Here is a 16584-nt window from a genome sequence, read left to right on the forward strand (position 1 = left end):
TCATGCCCTGTCCGCCCCGGTCGGGAGGAGGTGTTCTCGCAGGCGGGGGCCGCCTTCCGGCAGGCCGGTGGCGGGTGGCGGAGGTCACAGCCTACCGATCGGCCGGGTTAGGCTTCCCCCCAATTACGTTATGGTGTTCAAAGGGGCAAATATGCCGTTTCGGGTTGCTCTCTTCTCTCTCGGCGGAACCATCGCCATGACACCGGCCGCCCCAGGTGAAGGCGCAGTGCCCAACCTCGCGGGAGAGCAGCTCGTGGCCGGGGTGCCCGGGCTGGCCGAGATGGACGTCACCATCGACGTGCGCGACTTCAGACGCCTGCCCAGCGGCTCACTCACCTTCGACGACCTTCGCCGCCTGGCCGAGGAGATCGAGACCTGCGACGCCGACGGCGTCGTCGTCACCCAGGGCACCGACACCATCGAGGAAAGCGCCTACATGCTCGACCTGCTCCACAGCGGCCACCGGCCGCTCGTGGTGACGGGCGCGATGCGCAACCCCAGCCTCGCGGGGGCGGACGGCCCGGCCAACGTGCTGGCCGCGGTCCAGGTGGCGGCCGACCCCGGGGCCCGGGGCCTCGGCTGCCTGGTGGTGCTGGCCGAGGAGATCCACGCCGCCTGCCGGGTGCGCAAGACCCACAGCACCAGCCTCGCCACGTTCGAGTCCCCAGGCGGCGGGGTGCTCGGTCACGTGGTGGAGGGCCGGCCGCGCTTCCTCAACGCGCCCCGCGAGCGGGTCACCGTACGGCTTGAGCCCGATGTGCCTTTCGCGAGAGTCGGCCTGGTCACCGCGGTTCTGGGGGACGACGGGGAGAGTGTGCGGGCAACCGGCCGATATGCCGACGGGCTGGTCGTGGCCGGGATGGGCGCGGGGCACGTGCCGGTCGGCTGCGTCGAGCCGCTCAGCGAGCTGGCCGGGCGCATGCCGGTCGTGCTCGCCTCGCGCACGGGGGCCGGGTCGGTGCTCTCCCACACCTACGGATATCCGGGCTCGGAGGTGGACCTGCTGGAGCGCGGCCTGATCAACGCCGGGTTCCTCCACCCCTACAAGGCACGCATCCTGCTCACCGCGCTCCTCACCGCCGGCGCCCCGGCGGCCGAGATCGCGAAGACGGTCACGGTGGCGGGCGCCGTACACGGCTAGCCGCATCGGCCAGCAGCTCGGCGGCCCGGTCGACCTCGCCGGCCGTCGTGGTGCGGCCGAGGCTGAGGCGCACCGTGGCCTGCGCCTCGGCCCGGGACAGGCCGATCGCGGAGAGCACATGCGAGGGTTCGCCCCTGTCCGCGTCGCAGGCGGCCCCCGCGGAGGCCGCGACACCGGGGAGCCGGGCGAGCAGGTCGGCGGCGCGCAGACCGGGCACGGTCAGGCTGAGGTTGCCCCCCAGGCGGTGCTCGGGATGGCCGTTGACGACGGCGCCGGGCAGCGCCGCCAGCAGGCGCTTTTGCAGGCGGTCGCGCAGGATCGGCACCGGCGTGGTGTCGCAGGGCACGAGGTGGGCGGCGGTGCCGAGCCCGACGATCGCCGGCACATTGGGCGTGCCCGCCCGCAGCCCGTGCTCCTGGCCGCCGCCCGTCTGCTGCGCGAGCAGAGGTGTGCCGGCCCGGACGTAGAGGGCGCCGACGCCCTTGGGGCCGTAGAACTTGTGCGCGGTCAGCGAGACGAGATCCACCCCGGCGACCCCCACGTCCAGCAGGCCCCAGCCCGCACTCTGCGCGGCGTCGGTGTGCAGGAGGACACCACGCCCGGCGAGCTCCTCGGCGACGGCGGCCAGGGGTTGCAGGGTGCCGATCTCGTTGTTGGCGTGCATCACCGAGACCAGCACCGTGTTGGGCGTGAGCGCGGCGGCGACGGCGGCGGGATCGACCCTGCCGAAACCGTCCACCCCCACGCGGGTCACTTTGTAGCCGTGGCGTTCGGCGAGCCGGTCGCAGGCGGCCAGCACCGCCTTGTGCTCGATCACGGTCGTGACGATGTGCCCGCCGTATGGGCGGACCGCGAGCGCCGCGCCGACGATCGCCAGATGATTGGCCTCGGTGGCCCCCGAGGTGAAGACGATCTCCCGCTCCGCCTCCGCCCCGACGAGCTCGGCGACCCGGCGGCGTGCCGTGCGGACGGCTGCCGCGGCGGTGTGGCCGTAGGCGTGCCGGCCGGCCGGGTTGCCGAACTCGGTGGTGAAATAGGGCAGCATCGCCTCCAGCACCCGCTCGTCCAGCGGGGTGGTGGCCTGGTGATCGAGATAGATCGGGCGTGCGGTCACGCGGCGCTCTCCTTCGACGCGGGTCCATCGGCCGGCTACATCGTCGGGGCGGCGGGACAGGCCCGCCGTCGTGCAATCGCATGTGCGTGTGCCGTAGATCGTTGCCGATCGGCTCGGGCGCAAGGCTACCGCTCTTGCCCGCACCTATCACAGCCGGGAGAGGGTGTTTGCGGGTGCGCTCAGCCGGCGTCGACCGCGCGCCGCATGCGCCACAACGACGCGCGCAGGTGCCCGCTCAGCTCCGCCGGCACACCCGCCTCCCCGGAGGCTGCGAGGATGGTCTCCAGGCCGACGGCCTGCATCCCGGGGTTGTACTCCTCCGGGACCGTCGCACTCGGGTCGGCACCGGCGACGATGATCGGAAGCATCTGCTCCATCCAGGGCCCGAGCACCGCACGCTTGAAGGTTTCCAGGTCGCCGCCCTCCGCGTGCAGCATTGTCACGGCGTGATCGGCTCCGGCGCTCATGCCGTACATCCCGCTCAGAGCCGCCATGTCGTAGAGCGCCGCGAAGCCCGGGTCCTCGCCCGCCCACTGGGGACGGCCGATGGGGCTCAGCACGGGAGCGACCCGGTCGAACAGGTCACGGGCGCCGCTGTAGAGGATGAAGGCGCCCTCCGTCCCCACCGTCGAGGGCACGGCCATGATCCCGCCGCCGAGGAACCTCACACCGCGCCCGCCCAGCCACCCGGCCAGCTCCCGCGCCTGCTGCACGGAACCACTGGTGAGGTTGACGAGATCCCGCCCGGTCAGTCCCCGCACGACCGGCGCGAGCGCCTCCCGCACACTGGCGTCGTCCAGCAGGCACACCACCACCAGTCCGCCCGCCTGAACCGCCTCCTCCACACTCGACACCTCACGCGCGCCGCGCGCGACCAGCTCACCCGCCTTCCCAGGCGTACGATTCCACACCGTCACCTCGTGCCCGGCCCCAATGAGCGCGCCCGCAAGCGCCCGCCCCATGCTTCCGAGACCGAGGAGGCTGATTCGTTCCTGTCGCATATCCATGGCGAACACTGTTCCCCGTCCAGCCAGGCCCCACAAGAACGCACTTCGAAGTACGTGCTTACCCCAAAGTAAGCAACCAGGCCACATCATTTGTCGCCGTTTAGATGGCGACAAGAGTCATTGTGGTCGTGCGGGATCGGGCAGACTAGGGAGCATGGAAGCCAGGAGGTATGGAGACCTCCGTCCTTACGTCGTGCCCACGATTCTGGATGAGCTCACCGGACCCAGCGAAGATGTCGTCACACTTCCCCGGCGCCTTGATTGGGGGCCGCGCAGCTACCGCCTGGATCAGGTCGATGATGCATGTGTTCTCTACATGCGCGTGATAAGGGAGAGCGCTTCTGTCGATGATCTTCGCCATTTCCTCAACGCTTCGTTATTGCGCAAGATATGGCGGGAGTTGATTTTGCCGTCCCGGGTCCGAGCCCTATGGCTTGACCGATTTCCCGAACTTCGTTGCTAATCCGCCTGACATACCCGGCAGGGGGAAGGCTATGTTGATCCGGTGGCGCCGAGGGGAGATCAGGCCGGCTCCTCCGGCTTTGTTACGGTCCAGATGGTGACCGGCATCATCGTCCGCCAGCCGGTGAAGGCGCCGATGGGCGTGGCGCGGCTTACGGTGAGGCGGGTGAGGTCGCCGCCGAGGGTGTTGTGCCAGGTGGTGAGGAGGGCTTCGGATTCCAGGGTGACGGCGTTGACCACCAGGCGGCCGCCGGGGCGGAGGGAGTCCCAGCAGGTGGTCAGGACGCCGGGGCGGGTGGCTCCGCCGCCGATGAAGATCGCGTCGGGGGCGGGGAGGCCGGTGAGGGCGGAGGGGGCGGTGCCGGTGACGATGTGCAGGCCGGGCACGCCGAGGGCGGTGGCGTTGCGTTTGATGCGGGCGGCCCGCTGGGGGTGGCTCTCGACAGCGACGGCGCGGCAGGACGGGTGGCTGCGCATCCATTCGACGGCGATGCTGCCCGCCCCCGCCCCGACGTCCCACAGGAGTTCGCCGGGCACCGGGGCGAGGCGGGACAGGGTGACGGCCCGCACCTCGCGTTTGGTGAGCTGGCCGTCGTGTTCGAAGGCCGTGTCGGGCAGCCCGGGGGTGCACGGCATGGGCGGGGTGCCGGGGTCGGCGCGGCATTCGACCGCCACGATGTTGAGGGCCTGCACGGCGGGCAGGTGCCAGCCCGCGGCGGTGCCCGCGATGACGCGTTCGGCGGGGCCGCCAAGGTGTTCGAGCACCGTGACCGGGCTCGTGCCGTATCCCCGCTCGGTGAGGAGGGCGGCGACCTCGGCGGGGGTGCGGGCGCCGGCGCTGAGCACGAGGAGGCGGCGGCCGTGGTGGACGGCGGGGTGGAGGGCCGCGACGGGCTTGGTGACGAGGCTGACGACCTCGGCTTGATCGAGGGCCCAGCCGAGGCGCGCGCAGGCCAGGGAGACCGAGGACGGGTGGGGCAGGACGCGCACACGATCGGCGCCGAGCAGCCTCACCAGCGTGGTGCCGATGCCGTGGTGCATGGGGTCGCCGCTGGCGAGCACGCAGACGCGGCGGTCCCGGTGGGCCGCGAGAAGCCCGGGAAGGGCCGGCAGGAGGGGCGAGGGCCACGGCACGCGGGTGCCGGGCACGTCGGCGGGGACGAGGGCGAGTTGCCGTGTGCCGCCCATGAGCACGTCGGCGGCCTGGATCTCGTGCCGGGCGGCGGGGGCCAGGCCGTCCCAGCCGTCGGCGCCGATGCCCACGACGACGACCGGGGGAGAGGTCTCAGACATTGCCCAGCACGCGGGTCACGGCGATCTCGATCACGACCCGGCTGGGGTTGGGGCGCGGCGCGCGGTAGCGCTCGGCATAACGGCGCTCGGCGCCTGCGACCTCGTCCGGCTCGCGCCGGACGACGGCACGGCCCTCCAGCGTGGACCACCGCCGCCCGTCGACCTGGCAGACGGCGACGAGGGCGCCCTCCGCCCCGGCGGCGCTCACGTTGCGCGCCTTGCGGGAGTTGCCGGAGGCGATGACGCGGGCCGTGCCGGTCTCGGGGTCGAGGGTGACGCCGACGGGGACGACATGAGGGGTGCCGTCGGGCCGCAGCGTGGTCAGCGTGCACAGGTGGCGTTCCCGCCAGAACTCACGGAAACCTTCCCCGAGGTCCTTCATCCCTTGTCTCCCCCCGATCCGACGGCCGCCATGCTAGCGCCGCCGGTCCGGCAAGCAGGCTCAGGGGGTCGTGTGCCCGGCGCGGAAGCCGTTGAGCAGCTCCCGCTTGAACTCGGTGAACTCCTCGTCGGTGAGCACCCCGTCGCGGTGCAGCTCGCCGAGTTCCCGCAGCCGCCGCATGAGAGCCTCGGACCGGTCGCCCACCGCGGACGGAGCGGCTTCCAGGGCGGCGGGCTGCGGCGCGGAAGGCGCGGACGAAGCAGCTTCCAGGGCGGCGGGCTGCGGCGCGGAAGGCGTGGACGAAGCAGACGGATGGGGAAGGCGGGCGGTGACGGCGGCGGCGAACAGCACGGTGGAGTCGTGGTCCTTCTTCACCGCCCAGTGCATCAGGCTGTGCGGGTCGCGCTCGGGTGCACTCGCAGGGGTGGCGCCTTTGATCCGGAACCGCAGATAGCCGTATCCGACGTCGCTCCCGGGCCCCCACTCCACCAGGGAGATCTCATGCAGCGGGAAGTTCTGCGGGCCCTGCTGCCGCTTGCGCCTCGCGGCCGCCCAGTTCCACTCCAGCCTGACGCTCTCCCCGTCGAAGAAGGCCGTGCCGTCGTAGGCGGTCGCGGAGATCGGTACGGCGGGGCCGGGCAAGAGGTAGCGGTCGCTGGGGCCGGACGGCTGTTGTTCGATCTCGAGCACATGGCGTACCTCGGTGGCGAAGTACTCCGCGATGTCGGCGCTCTTATCGTCGACCGCGAGGTGGTAGGGGAGGGCGTCGTCGCCCAGCAGGGATCCGGCGACCTGGCTCAGCGGGTCGGCGCCGGGCCGCAGCCGGAGGCGGAGCCTGCCGCCTTTGCGGGCGGCCTCGTAGGAGACGCCGGCGACGCGGCGAGCGGGACACCGACCTCGCCGAGCGCCTGCCGCACCTTGTGCACCCGCCTGTCGTGCCCTGGAACGATGCGCAAAGTCGAGCCGTCGAACGACCAGGTGCCGTCCCGAGTGGTGATCTCCGCCATGGGCTCCATGCTATTCGGATGGATCACCATTGAATGTGTCCAAAAGGCCTCAGAGTCGGGCGGTCGGCCCACCGCTGACCTGCGTGTTGCGGGCTTCGCCGTACCGCTCCCCGGGGCGCCGTGGACCGCTGCAGCGGACCTCGCTTTCGGAGCATAGATCGACATCCCACGCAGATCGAGATTTTTCACCCCTTCAACTACCCCGATGTTGATTGCGGGCAGGTGCGGCTATCGCCGCAGAACAAGGGCCACGCCCGCGACCTGCGGTGACGCCCCACACGTCCGGAGAGATGTCCGGTTCCGTGAAGAAAAGTGGGGTTCCGGACGCCCGATCCACTTGCGCCGGATGGACCGAGCGAGCATAGTAATTCTTAAGAAGGTTTACTGTTCAAACATGGCGACGCGCCGATCGGGGATGACGATCGGGGCGGACGCGATGGCGGTTCGACTGCTGCTGCTGACTCGGAAAGCTGCTGCTCTTCCGGCTTCGGCGTGCGCTCCTTTCGACGGTGGACGGCTCTGCGATCAGGGCCGGAGCTCCACAACCGCCAGGATTCCCCATGGCTCCAGGAGGAGGAGCAGCCGCCGGCACCCCAGTCGGCCGTCGCGCGCGTACCTCCAAGTTCCCCCAGCCAAGGAGGAGTTCAGTGCAAGCCAGACACAAGGTGGCCGCAGTCGCGACTTCCGTCATCTCCACAGCATCCCTTCTAGCCATCCTGCCCACGAGCCCGGCCATGGCCCACGGCTCCATGTCGAACCCCCCGAGCCGCGCCTACGTGTGCAAGGCGGAGGGGCCTGAGACTCCGAAATCCGACGCTTGCAAGGCGGCCGTCGCCGTCGCCGGCACGCAGGCGTTCTACGACTGGCACGAGGTGTCCCGCCTCGACGCGGGCGGACGCCACCGCCAGATCATTCCCAACGGGCGCCTGTGCGGCGCCGGCCGCGACAAGTATCGCGGTCTGGACCTGCCGCGCGCCGACTGGCCGGCCAAGCGCATCTCGCCAGGAAACCTGACCGTCACCTATCACGCGACCGCACCCCACTCGAACAGCAACTTCGAGTTCTACATCACCCGCGAGGGCTGGAATCCCTCGGGACCGCTGAGCTGGTCGGACCTCGTGCCGATCCGCACCTTCACCGGTCAGAACCCCACAACTTTCACCAATTGGACGATTAACATCCCGCAGCGGACCGGCCGCCACATACTGTTCTCCATCTGGCAGCGCGTCGTCGGCAGCGAGGAAGCCTTCTACACCTGCTCCGACGTCACCTTCGGATAAGGCTTTTCCATAGCACCACCCGCGCGGGCACACCGCGCGGCACGCCACAGGACGCGGGACGCACGCCGGGCGAGGCGTGTGTCCCCTCACCGGGCCCGGACGCCGCTCCACGCGGGGTCCGGGCCTCCGGCCGTACCGCACACCACGACCCCCCATCACTTCGAGGAGCACCCCCCGTGAACTACCGCGCGCCCGTATTGGCCGCTCTGTGTGCACTGCTGCTCACAGGATGCGGAGCCCACAGCAGCGCGTCCGGACACGGCGCGGCGTCCGGGCACGGCCCCGCCGCCGTCTCCGTCGCCCTACCGGCGGAGCCGGGGCCGGCTGCCGAAAGCACCTCCTACAACGACGCCGACGTGATGTTCCTGCAGATGCTCATCCCGTACAACACGCAAGGCGTCGAGATCGCCAAGCTCGCCGAGTCCCGCGGCGTCAGCGGCGAGGTGAAAAAGCTCACGGCGTCGATCGTCGGCACGCACAACGAGGAGATCGTCACGGCGGCCGGATGGCTGAAAGGCTGGAACAAGCCGATGACCGCCCCGGTCGACGAACACAAGCACCACGGCGGCATGCCAGGCCTGACCGCCGATGAGCTCGCCAAGGTCAAGGGCGCACCCGACGAGGGCTTCGAGGAGAAGCTGGTCAACACGCTCATCGCCCACCACGACGACGCCGTGCAGATGGCCCGCGCCGCGAGCGCCGACGGCAGCAACCCCGAGGTCAAGGGGCTGGCCCGCAAGGTGGAGAGCCTCCGCTCGACACAGGTCAAGGTGATGCTCAAAGTCCTCGGACAGTGACTCCCGCCTCCGGGCCGGGCTTCCACCCGGCCCGGCGGATCGGCACCGCCGAGCGGCGCTTTCAGGGTCTCCCAGGCCGCCTGTGATGTACGGCGAGAGCCTCGGCACCCGCCCTCGTGATTGTGCCGCCGTCGCGACGTGAACCTCCGATCGTGCGGACCGAAGCACATGGTGCCGGGCCGCGGCCCGCACGATCGGCACGGGCCGCTCCTGGCCGCCCGGTACGGCGGGAGCCGCCATAGCCGGAGGGTGTGGCGGTGGTCCGGGGGTCCTGGGTGGGCCGGCTGCGCCGTACCGGCCATGTGCGGAACGCCGATCGGCACGATGGGCCGCGGACCGCGACCGGGTGGGGGACAGCTCTCAAGGAGGCCCGGGGAGGATCAGGTCGTAGCGAACGCCGTGTGTTCCCCCGCAAGGGCGCGATCCGGAAGCGGCGCCCCGCCCGCGCCCTCGTCCTAAATGCGCGCGGGCGGCCCGAGCGGGCACATCGGCTGGCCCGTGTTTCCAGACGCCCGCGAGAGGCGCGCTTGCGAGGCCCATCCCCCCGCGCTCGTGAGGAGCGCGAGGGTGACGCCGGGGAACGGGAGGCGTGGCGTGTGGCCTGCCCGCAGGTGGCCGTCAGATGGCCGGGTGCAGGGAGAAGGCACCCGGCCATCGTGACGGCTACGCTGTCGGATCTGGTTCAGGAGCCTGTGCCGTACGACCCCGGCCGAAGGTGCCGAACTCCCTCGGCCGGGGCCGCGTCGCTGTCACCGTGTTGCCGGTCCCCGAGGGCGGTGTCAGCGATGCCTCTTGGTGCGATGTCCGGCCGTGGAACGGGTGGCGAGGTGTGGCTCGCCGGGCCCGTTCACCGTCGGCTGCGATCAGGCCGCCGGCCGGGGGTCGAGGGTGGACGTTGGTGGAGACGGTGCCGCCGCCGGGCGCCGAGCGTGCTGGTCGGCGCGGGAGCGGCGTCGTGGAGCGCGGTGGTGACGGGGGGCGGCGGGGCTTTCCCCGCCATTCATCTTCTCTTGTTCACGGGCATCCTTGTAGAGAGGCGGGCTGGACCTTGTGGATGAAGTAGTGCTGGTTCGGCCCCGGGTGGTGGACCGTGGAATGGCTCCCCGCCGGCCTCGCGACACGGGCCGGACGGGGGCATGACGACGATGTGGCGCCGGATGAGGAGAAGATGATCCCGAGGCCTGCGGGGATCGCATGCGCGGGGCTCGCGAGTACGCCCGGGGAGAGCGGTGCGATGGTCGTGGCGCCCGCGAGGCGTCTTCTCGTGTTCATCGCTAACGCTTGTGGACGTCGTGACTCTGGACCGGGCCGTAGAAGTGGGCCGCCGAGTTCTCACTCGCGGATGCCCAGGGGCCCCGGCGTTCGGCGAAGCCGATGATGGGGGCGTGATGTCGGTCCAGGACGACGATGGCGTGCTGACCTGTCCCCGAGGCGCGGGAGCGGGTGGCCGAGGTGGTGCTGAAGGTCGCCGAACAGTCGTCGGGGACCGCGTGCGCGGCGCCGGCCGTGGCCGCGAGCACGCCGGTGGTGGGCGGTGCGGTGGCGGAGGCTTCCGCCATCCATCTTCTGACTCTCAAAACGGACTCCTGGGGGGATGAAGTCGAGTAGGAGAGTTCACGCGCTGGTCAGAGCGATCGCGTTTAGGAAACTTTCCTAAAAGAAAAGTTAAGGCTCACATTGACTCCCCGTCAATGACCCCTGACGGATCTGGGCCCCCGGAAACCCGGGGGCCCAGTGGGGAGGGAGTCGTCAGGCGGGGCTCGGACCCATCGCGATGGCGTCCAGCTCGAACCGGCCCCCCGGCGCGCTGAAGTTGTTGACGGCGACCATGGTGGCCGCCGGGGTCCATTTCCGGTAGTACTCGTCCATGGCGGTGTTGTGCCTTCCGGTGAGTACGGCGTCAGCCCAGGGGCAGCGGTGTCTCATGGGTGTCCACCGTGACGGTCTTGCGTTGGGTGAAGCCGTCGAGCGCCCCTTCGAGGGAGAATTCGCGGCCGAGCCCGCTTTGCTTGATGCCGCCGTAGCTCATGCCTGGGAGCTGCCCGAGGCCCCGGTTGACCTGTACCCATCCGGCGTCCAAGGCGTGTGCCGTACGCAGGGCGCGGCCGATGTCGTGGGACCAGACGTAGGCGGCGAGGCCGTAGTGGGTGTCGTTGGCCATGCGCAGGGCCTCGGCCTCGTCGTGCCAGGGAAGGGCGACGAGCACGGGGCCGAAGATCTCCTCGCGCACGACGCGCCACGAGGGGCGCACCCCGGTGAGCACGGTGGGCGGGATGTAGAACCCGTCGGACGGGCCCGCCTCGGCGGGCAGGTCGCCGATGAGGGGCCGCGCGCCGCAGGTGAGGCCGTCGTCGATGTAGCCGCGCACCCGGTCGTACTGCTTCTGGTTGATCACCGTGCCGAGGTCGGAGCGCTCGTCGAGCGGATCGCCCATGCGCAGGCGCGACACCGCGTCGGTCACCCGGGCGGGGAAGGAGTCGAAGACCGACGCGTGCACCAGCAGGCGCGACCCGGCCGTGCACGACTGGCCCTGCCGGGTAAAGCGCATGCCGTCCACCACTCCGGCGGCGACGGCGTCCTCGTCGGCGTCGGGGAACACGATGACGGGGCTCTTGCCGCCGAGCTCCAGGGAGACCGGCAGGATGCGCTCGGCGGCGGCACGCATGACGATCCTGCCGACCTCGGTCGACCCGGTGAACGACAACTTGTCGACCCCGGGATGTTCGAGCAGCGCCGCGCCGGCCTCCGTGCCATAGCCGGTGAGCACGTTGAGCACCCCGGGCGGCAGGTGGCGCGCGCAGATGGCGGCCACCTCGAGCACGGCGAGCGGCGCGTCCTCCGCCGCCTTGAGGACCAGGGTGTTGCCGGTGACCAGGGCCATCGCGATCTTCACGGACGCGAGCTGCACTGGAGCGTTCCACGGAACGATGCCGCCCACCACGCCGATCGGTTCCCGCAGTGTGTAGTTGAGCAGCCCCCGGCCGAGCGGCACGGTCTCGCCCTTGGCCTCCCCGGCGACGCCGCCGAAATAGCGGAAGAGGTCGGCCGCGCTCGCCACCTCGGGCCTGGCCTGGCGGCGTATCGCGTTGCCGGTCTCGGTGGCGAGCAGCCGCGCGATGCGCTCCGCGTCGGCCTCGATGTCGTCGGCGATCCGCAGCAGGGCCCGGCCGCGTCCGGCGGGGGTCTCCCGCCGCCATGCGCGGAAGGCCGCGGCGGCGGCGCGCACGGCGCGGTCGACGTCGGCGGCGCCGGCGCGCGGCACCCGGCGACATCCTGATCGCCTTCACCGGCAACCCGTGGCTCATCGGCCTGGCGATCACGGTCATGAACTCGATCACCGGCATTCTCTTCGGCCCGCAGGCCGCCCTCTTCGCCGAACTGTTCAGCACCAGGGTGCGCTACAGCGGTGTGACGGTCAGCTACCAGGTCGGGGCGCTGTTCGGCGGGGCGCTCGCCCCCATCATCGCCACCGCCCTCTACGGAATGACCCAGACGTCCTCGCTTATCACGGTCTACATGGTGGCCATCTCGGTAATCAGCCTGCTCTGCTTCCTGGGGCTCAGTGAGACCCACCGCCGCAACCTCGCGGAGGAAGACCATGAGACGACACCTCACCGTGCCACCGAACCGGCGCCGGGGGTGTGAACGGCGGGGTGTCACCGTATTGACCACGTGAGTGAGTCCCCGAGAGCCCCCCGCTCAACCTGGGGGGTTTCTCCGTCCTGACCATTTGGCATGTGTGAGTCCCCGAGAGCCACCCGTTGAACCCCCGGGGGTGCGCGCCGGCCGGGAGCCGCCCTCTCAATCCCGGGGGTGTGCGCCGGCCGGGAGCCGCCCTTTCAACCCCGGGGGTGTGCGCCGGCCGAGAGCCGCCCCCGTAACGTCGGGGTTGGAACACATGGCCACGGCACCCCTACGTGCCACCGAACCGCAGTGGAGATGTGAATGCCCTTCACCACCAGGCCTGAACTGACCGGCACCTTTGGAATGGTCTCGTCGAGCCACTGGCTGGCCACCGCCACCGGTATGGCGGCCCTCGAAGCCGGAGGCAACGCCTTCGACGCCGCCGTCACCGCCGCGTTCACCCTCCAAGTGGTCGAACCCCACCAGAACGGCCCGGCAGGCGACGTGCCCGTCATCTTCGCCCGCGCCGATGACAAAACCCCCCGCGTGCTCAGCGGCCAAGGCCCAGCTCCCGCCGGCGCCACCGTCCAGCACTACCGTTCCCTCGGCTTCGACCTCGTCCCCGGGGCGGGGCCCCTCGCCGCCCCCATCCCCGGCGCGACCCCCGCCCTGCTCACCCTCCTGCGCGACCACGGCACGATGAGCCTGCGCGACGTGCTTGCCCCCGCGATCGGTTATGCCCGGCACGGCTTCCCCCTCAGCCACACCGCCGCCGACACCATCGCCGCCGTCGCCGACCTGTTCACCGGCCACTGGCCCACCTCGGCCGCCGTCTACTTGAACGGCGGCCGAGCCCCCCGTGCTGGCGAGCGGTTCACCAACCCCACTCTCGCCGCGACCTACGAACGCCTTGTCACAGAGGCCGAGCACGCGGCAGGCGACCGCGACAGGCAACTGGATGCCGCCCTGCGGGCCTGGTCCGAGGGCTTCGTGGCCGAAGCCGTCGACGCCTTCGCCCGCCTGCCCTGGCAGGACTCCTCCGGCAGCGCCAACCCCGGCGTCCTCACCGGCGCCGACCTCGCCTCCTGGCGGCCCGTCTACGAAGACCCCGTGCGCCTCGACTTCCGCGGCCACACCGTCTGCAAAGCCGGCCCCTGGAGCCAAGGCCCCGTGCTGCTGCAGCAGCTGGCCCTGCTCGAACCCTACGACCTGCGCCCCGGCACCGCGGACTACGTCCACACCGTCGTCGAGGCCGCCAAACTGGCCTTCGCCGACCGCGAGGCGTGGTATGGCGACGGCGCCGACCTCACCGACCTCCTGTCCGCTGACTACACCGACGCCCGGCGCGCCCTCATCGGTGACACCGCCTCCTACGATCTGCGCCCAGGCTCACCCGGCGGGCGCACACCCCGCCTCCCCGCCGCCTGGGAGCGCTCCACCTCGGCCGCGTCCCTGGACGCGAGCATCGGCGAACCCTCCCAGGCAGCCCGGCAGCGCACCGGCCCCATCGACGGCGACACCGTCCACGTCGACGCCGTCGACCGCTGGGGCAACATGGTCGCCGCCATGCCGAGCGGCGGCTGGCTCCACGCCTCACCGATCATCCCCGCCCTGGGCCTGCCCCTCGGCACCCGCCTCCAGATGACCTGGCTGGAGGAAGGCCTCCCCACCACCCTCACCCCCGGCCTGCGCCCCCGCACCACCCTCTCGCCCAGCCTCGCCCTCCGCGACGGCGAACCCGTCCTCGCCTTCGGCTCACCCGGCGGCGACCAGCAAGACCAGTGGCAACTCATGTTCCTCCTCAACCACTTCACCGCCGGCATGGGCCTCCAGGCCGCCATCGACGCCCCGACCTTCCACAGCGCCCACTTCCCCTCCTCCTTCTACCCGCGCACCGCCCACCCCGGCCGGCTCCATGCCGAAGCCGGCCTGGGCCAAGCCGTACTCGACGACCTCCGCGCCCGCGGCCACGAGGTGATCGAAGCCGCCCCCTGGACCCTCAGCCGCATGTGCGCCGTCGGCCGCAACCCCGACACAGGCTTCCTCCACGCCGCCGCCGACCCCCGAGACGGCCTCGGGTATGCCACAGGCCGGTAAACCGTGACCACTCACAAACCGGCGACCTCCCGCCGGGGGACCTCTATGGCAATCTTGCCGTTGGGTGCAGTGGGCGGCGATGACCGCTCAACCGTCCTCACCGACCCGGCCGAGCTCCAGCCTTGGTTCGCCGAACACGCCGACGTCGCACACCATGCGGCGCAGGCCCACTCCCTTGCGCTTGGAAGATGCCCCGGACGCTCGTCGCAGGCCGCCGCGTGCGGCGGGCGAGCGCAAGGAGAGCAGCGCATGCGTGCCGTCGCCGCTCGCGGCCCGGGCGGCGCGTCGCGGGTTGTGGCGAGCAGTGGAGCCCTGCCCCTCAGTGCTCTCTCTCCCGCCACACATCGCCAGGCAAGGCCATTCATCTCTCGCCGCCAAAAGAGTGCTCAGGTTTCTTGGATGGCGACATGACCCGCCATGCGGGATTCGCCGCCGCATGGGCAGCCCCTCCAGACCTGGCGGAGGGGCTGCCCGCCGTACACGCCGGCCATTGGGTCATCGCGGTGGCCCCCGTCGTCGTGCTCTTGGCCCTTGTCGTCTGGGGGAGATGGTCGACCGCCGTCAACGGCCTCATCACCCTGGTCACCGCAGCGGCCCTGGCCGCTGCCTTCTTCGGGGCCGGCCCACAGGCCCTCCTCGTCGGAGTGGGCAAAGGGTTGTGGGTGGGCGTATGGATCCTGTGCGTGGTGGTGGCGGCGCTCTTCCTCCACCACTGCACCACCCGCATGGGCCTCGAACGATCGGGCGGCGTCCTGCGCCGAATACTCCCGCGCGACGTCGAGAACGTGCTGGTCGTCGCATGGATCTTCGCCTCCCTGGTCCAAGGCGTCGCGGGCTTCGGCGTGCCCATCGCTGTGGCCGCCCCTCTTCTCGTCACCATGGGCGTGCGCCCCGTACTCGCCGTGGCGCTTCCGCTCATCGGCTATCACTGGTCGGTCGGCTTCGGCTCGATGGGCTCGTCGTTCTACATGGGAGCCCTCACCGCCTCCCTGGACGCCGAGCAGACGGTCGCCTACGCCAAAGACAGCGCCATACTCCTCGGCGTCAACGCCCTGATCGCCGGCGTCCTGGTGGCCCTCGTCTACGGCGGCTGGCGTGAAGTGGCCCGCGCCTGGCGAGTGCTGGCGGTGTGCGGCCCCCTGATGGTGACCGCCCAGTATCTCGCCGCCCACATCGAACCGGCCATCGGCTCCCTCGCCGCCGGCGCCGCAGGCATCCTGGGCGTGACCCTCCTCCACTTCCTGACCCGCCACCAACGCCAACCCATCCTTGACGCCCCCACTTCCGCTGCCTCCGAGGCCCAAGGCGCCTCGGGTCGGTCGTCCTCAAACGTTTCGATGCGTTCCACACCTGCTATGGCCTCCCAGAAATCGGTGAATGCCGGTTCGCAACCAAGCGGCCAAGCCGACGACACCATCCAGACATCGAACGGGAGAGGTGCACCTGACCAGGGCGAGGTGGAGCCCAAGACAGCGTCACCCGCGATGGTCTTCCTGCCCTACGCGCTGCTCTTCGCGGTGGCGCTGGCCGTCTACCTGCCGACACCCTCACGAGAGTGGGTGAAAACCCACCTGCTGGCGGGACCGTCCTTCCCCTCCACCCAAACCTCATACGGCCTGGTCAATCCCCCCGTAGACACCTACACCCCCATCGCCTTGCTCGGCCACCCCGCGACCTACATCGTGCTCGCCGCCCTCCTGGCTCTGATGGTCTGGCGCATCCGTGGCATCTGGCCAAAGGGCGCACTGAGACCCACCCTCGGAACATGGGCCAGGCAAGTGCGCAAATCAGCGGCCTCCCTCCTCGCTCTCACCGCCGTCGCCAACCTCATGACCGACACCGGGATGGTGAGAATGGTGGCGGTCGGCATCGCCGAAGCGATCGGCCCGTTCTATCCACTCGCAGCAGCCGCGATCGGATGCCTTGGAGCGTTCCTCACCGGCTCGACAACCTCATCCAACGCCCTGTTCGCGTCACTGCAACGCGACGTCGCCGGCCAGATCGGCGTGTCCCCGTCCTCACTGCTCGCCGCACAATTGGCAGGCGGCAACATCGGTAACTCCCTGGCCCCCGTCACCACGTTGATCGGCGCGGTATCACTGGGCGACCGCACCATCACCGGAGCGGTATTCCGCCAGGCAGTCCGAGTCGCATGGGTCCTGCTCGCGATCACCGCCCTCCTGACCGTGGTCCTCATCACCCGCTGAACCTGCCGGACGACCTCACCCGGCAGACCCCACAGGAGATGGCGGGTGAGGTCCGCGCGGTGTCCCCTCGCTTGATGGTCTTGGTGGCGGACACATCCGGAACGGCTTGCGGGCACAAGGCCAGGCAAGCAGACGAGGCAGGTCCCACCTGCGGCCCCACCACTGCCAGTAGA

14 protein-coding genes and 1 pseudogene are annotated in these 16584 nt (G+C 70.6%); 6 read left to right on the plus strand and 9 right to left on the minus strand.

Annotated features, from left to right (window positions below):
• Nucleotides 1-151: 151 nt before the first annotated feature.
• On the plus strand, nt 152-1141 hold the full coding sequence (locus tag Ssi02_RS35295) for an asparaginase (RefSeq protein ID WP_204032243.1): 990 nt from the start codon (nt 152-154) through the stop codon (nt 1139-1141).
• Here the strand turns inward: Ssi02_RS35295 and Ssi02_RS35300 are convergent.
• From Ssi02_RS35300 to Ssi02_RS40050, 6 genes and pseudogenes are all read right to left on the minus strand, one after another.
• Nucleotides 1113-2255, minus strand: a complete 1143-nt coding sequence (locus tag Ssi02_RS35300; protein ID WP_204032245.1) for a cysteine desulfurase family protein — start codon at nt 2253-2255, stop codon at nt 1113-1115. The two genes, Ssi02_RS35295 and Ssi02_RS35300, sit on opposite strands and share 29 nt — an antisense overlap.
• A 179-nt stretch (nt 2256-2434) precedes the next feature.
• Entirely contained in the window at nt 2435-3256 is an 822-nt protein-coding gene (locus Ssi02_RS35305; RefSeq protein ID WP_204032247.1) for an NAD(P)-dependent oxidoreductase, read from the minus strand.
• Nucleotides 3257-3784: 528 nt separating this feature from the next.
• Nucleotides 3785-5017 carry a precorrin-6y C5,15-methyltransferase (decarboxylating) subunit CbiE gene (cbiE, locus tag Ssi02_RS35310; RefSeq protein ID WP_204032249.1) on the minus strand — a complete coding sequence of 411 codons (1233 nt, stop codon included), beginning with the start codon at nt 5015-5017 and terminating at the stop codon, nt 3785-3787.
• The gene (locus Ssi02_RS35315; protein ID WP_204032251.1) at nt 5010-5399 is read right to left on the minus strand and encodes a TIGR03618 family F420-dependent PPOX class oxidoreductase; all 390 of its coding nucleotides are present in this window, start codon (nt 5397-5399) and stop codon (nt 5010-5012) included. The genes cbiE and Ssi02_RS35315 overlap by 8 nt, the downstream gene beginning before the upstream one ends.
• A gap of 60 nt (nt 5400-5459) precedes the next feature.
• On the minus strand, nt 5460-6089 hold the full coding sequence (locus tag Ssi02_RS35320; protein WP_239130294.1) for a DUF4429 domain-containing protein: 630 nt from the start codon (nt 6087-6089) through the stop codon (nt 5460-5462).
• Nucleotides 6090-6152: 63 nt separating this feature from the next.
• Nucleotides 6153-6571 (minus strand): annotated as a pseudogene (locus Ssi02_RS40050) (DUF4429 domain-containing protein); the annotation flags it as partial.
• Between the two features lie 482 nt (nt 6572-7053).
• Here Ssi02_RS40050 and Ssi02_RS35325 point away from each other — a divergent pair.
• Both Ssi02_RS35325 and Ssi02_RS35330 read left to right on the plus strand, forming a co-directional pair.
• Nucleotides 7054-7686 (plus strand): lytic polysaccharide monooxygenase auxiliary activity family 9 protein, encoded by a 633-nt coding sequence (locus Ssi02_RS35325; protein WP_239130298.1) that lies wholly within the window; start codon nt 7054-7056, stop codon nt 7684-7686.
• 176 nt (nt 7687-7862) lie between these two features.
• Complete coding sequence (locus Ssi02_RS35330; RefSeq protein ID WP_204032256.1) at nt 7863-8483, plus strand: DUF305 domain-containing protein; 621 nt, start codon at nt 7863-7865, stop codon at nt 8481-8483.
• Between the two features lie 1274 nt (nt 8484-9757).
• On the opposite strand, the gene Ssi02_RS35335 is transcribed toward Ssi02_RS35330, so the two are convergent.
• From Ssi02_RS35335 to Ssi02_RS35345, 3 genes are all read right to left on the minus strand, one after another.
• On the minus strand, nt 9758-10060 hold the full coding sequence (locus Ssi02_RS35335; RefSeq protein WP_204032258.1) for a hypothetical protein: 303 nt from the start codon (nt 10058-10060) through the stop codon (nt 9758-9760).
• Nucleotides 10061-10232: 172 nt separating this feature from the next.
• Nucleotides 10233-10409, minus strand: a complete 177-nt coding sequence (locus tag Ssi02_RS35340; protein ID WP_204032260.1) for a hypothetical protein — start codon at nt 10407-10409, stop codon at nt 10233-10235.
• The gene (locus Ssi02_RS35345) at nt 10384-11745 is read right to left on the minus strand and encodes an aldehyde dehydrogenase family protein (protein WP_204032263.1); all 1362 of its coding nucleotides are present in this window, start codon (nt 11743-11745) and stop codon (nt 10384-10386) included. The genes Ssi02_RS35340 and Ssi02_RS35345 overlap by 26 nt, the downstream gene beginning before the upstream one ends.
• Before the next feature lie 62 nt (nt 11746-11807).
• Here Ssi02_RS35345 and Ssi02_RS35350 point away from each other — a divergent pair, with 62 nt between their 5' ends.
• The 3 genes from Ssi02_RS35350 (at nt 11808) to Ssi02_RS35360 (ending at nt 16411) form a co-directional block, all read left to right on the plus strand.
• The gene (locus tag Ssi02_RS35350) at nt 11808-12128 is read left to right on the plus strand and encodes a hypothetical protein (protein WP_204032266.1); all 321 of its coding nucleotides are present in this window, start codon (nt 11808-11810) and stop codon (nt 12126-12128) included.
• A 300-nt stretch (nt 12129-12428) separates the two neighbouring features.
• Nucleotides 12429-14204, plus strand: coding sequence for a gamma-glutamyltransferase family protein (locus Ssi02_RS35355; protein WP_204032268.1), 1776 nt, complete (start codon nt 12429-12431; stop codon nt 14202-14204).
• 407 nt (nt 14205-14611) lie between these two features.
• On the plus strand, nt 14612-16411 hold the full coding sequence (locus Ssi02_RS35360) for an L-lactate permease (protein ID WP_204032270.1): 1800 nt from the start codon (nt 14612-14614) through the stop codon (nt 16409-16411).
• Nucleotides 16412-16584: the final 173 nt, after the last annotated feature.

Source organism: Sinosporangium siamense (genome assembly GCF_016863435.1).
Classification (GTDB): Bacteria; Actinomycetota; Actinomycetes; order Streptosporangiales; family Streptosporangiaceae; genus Sinosporangium; species Sinosporangium siamense.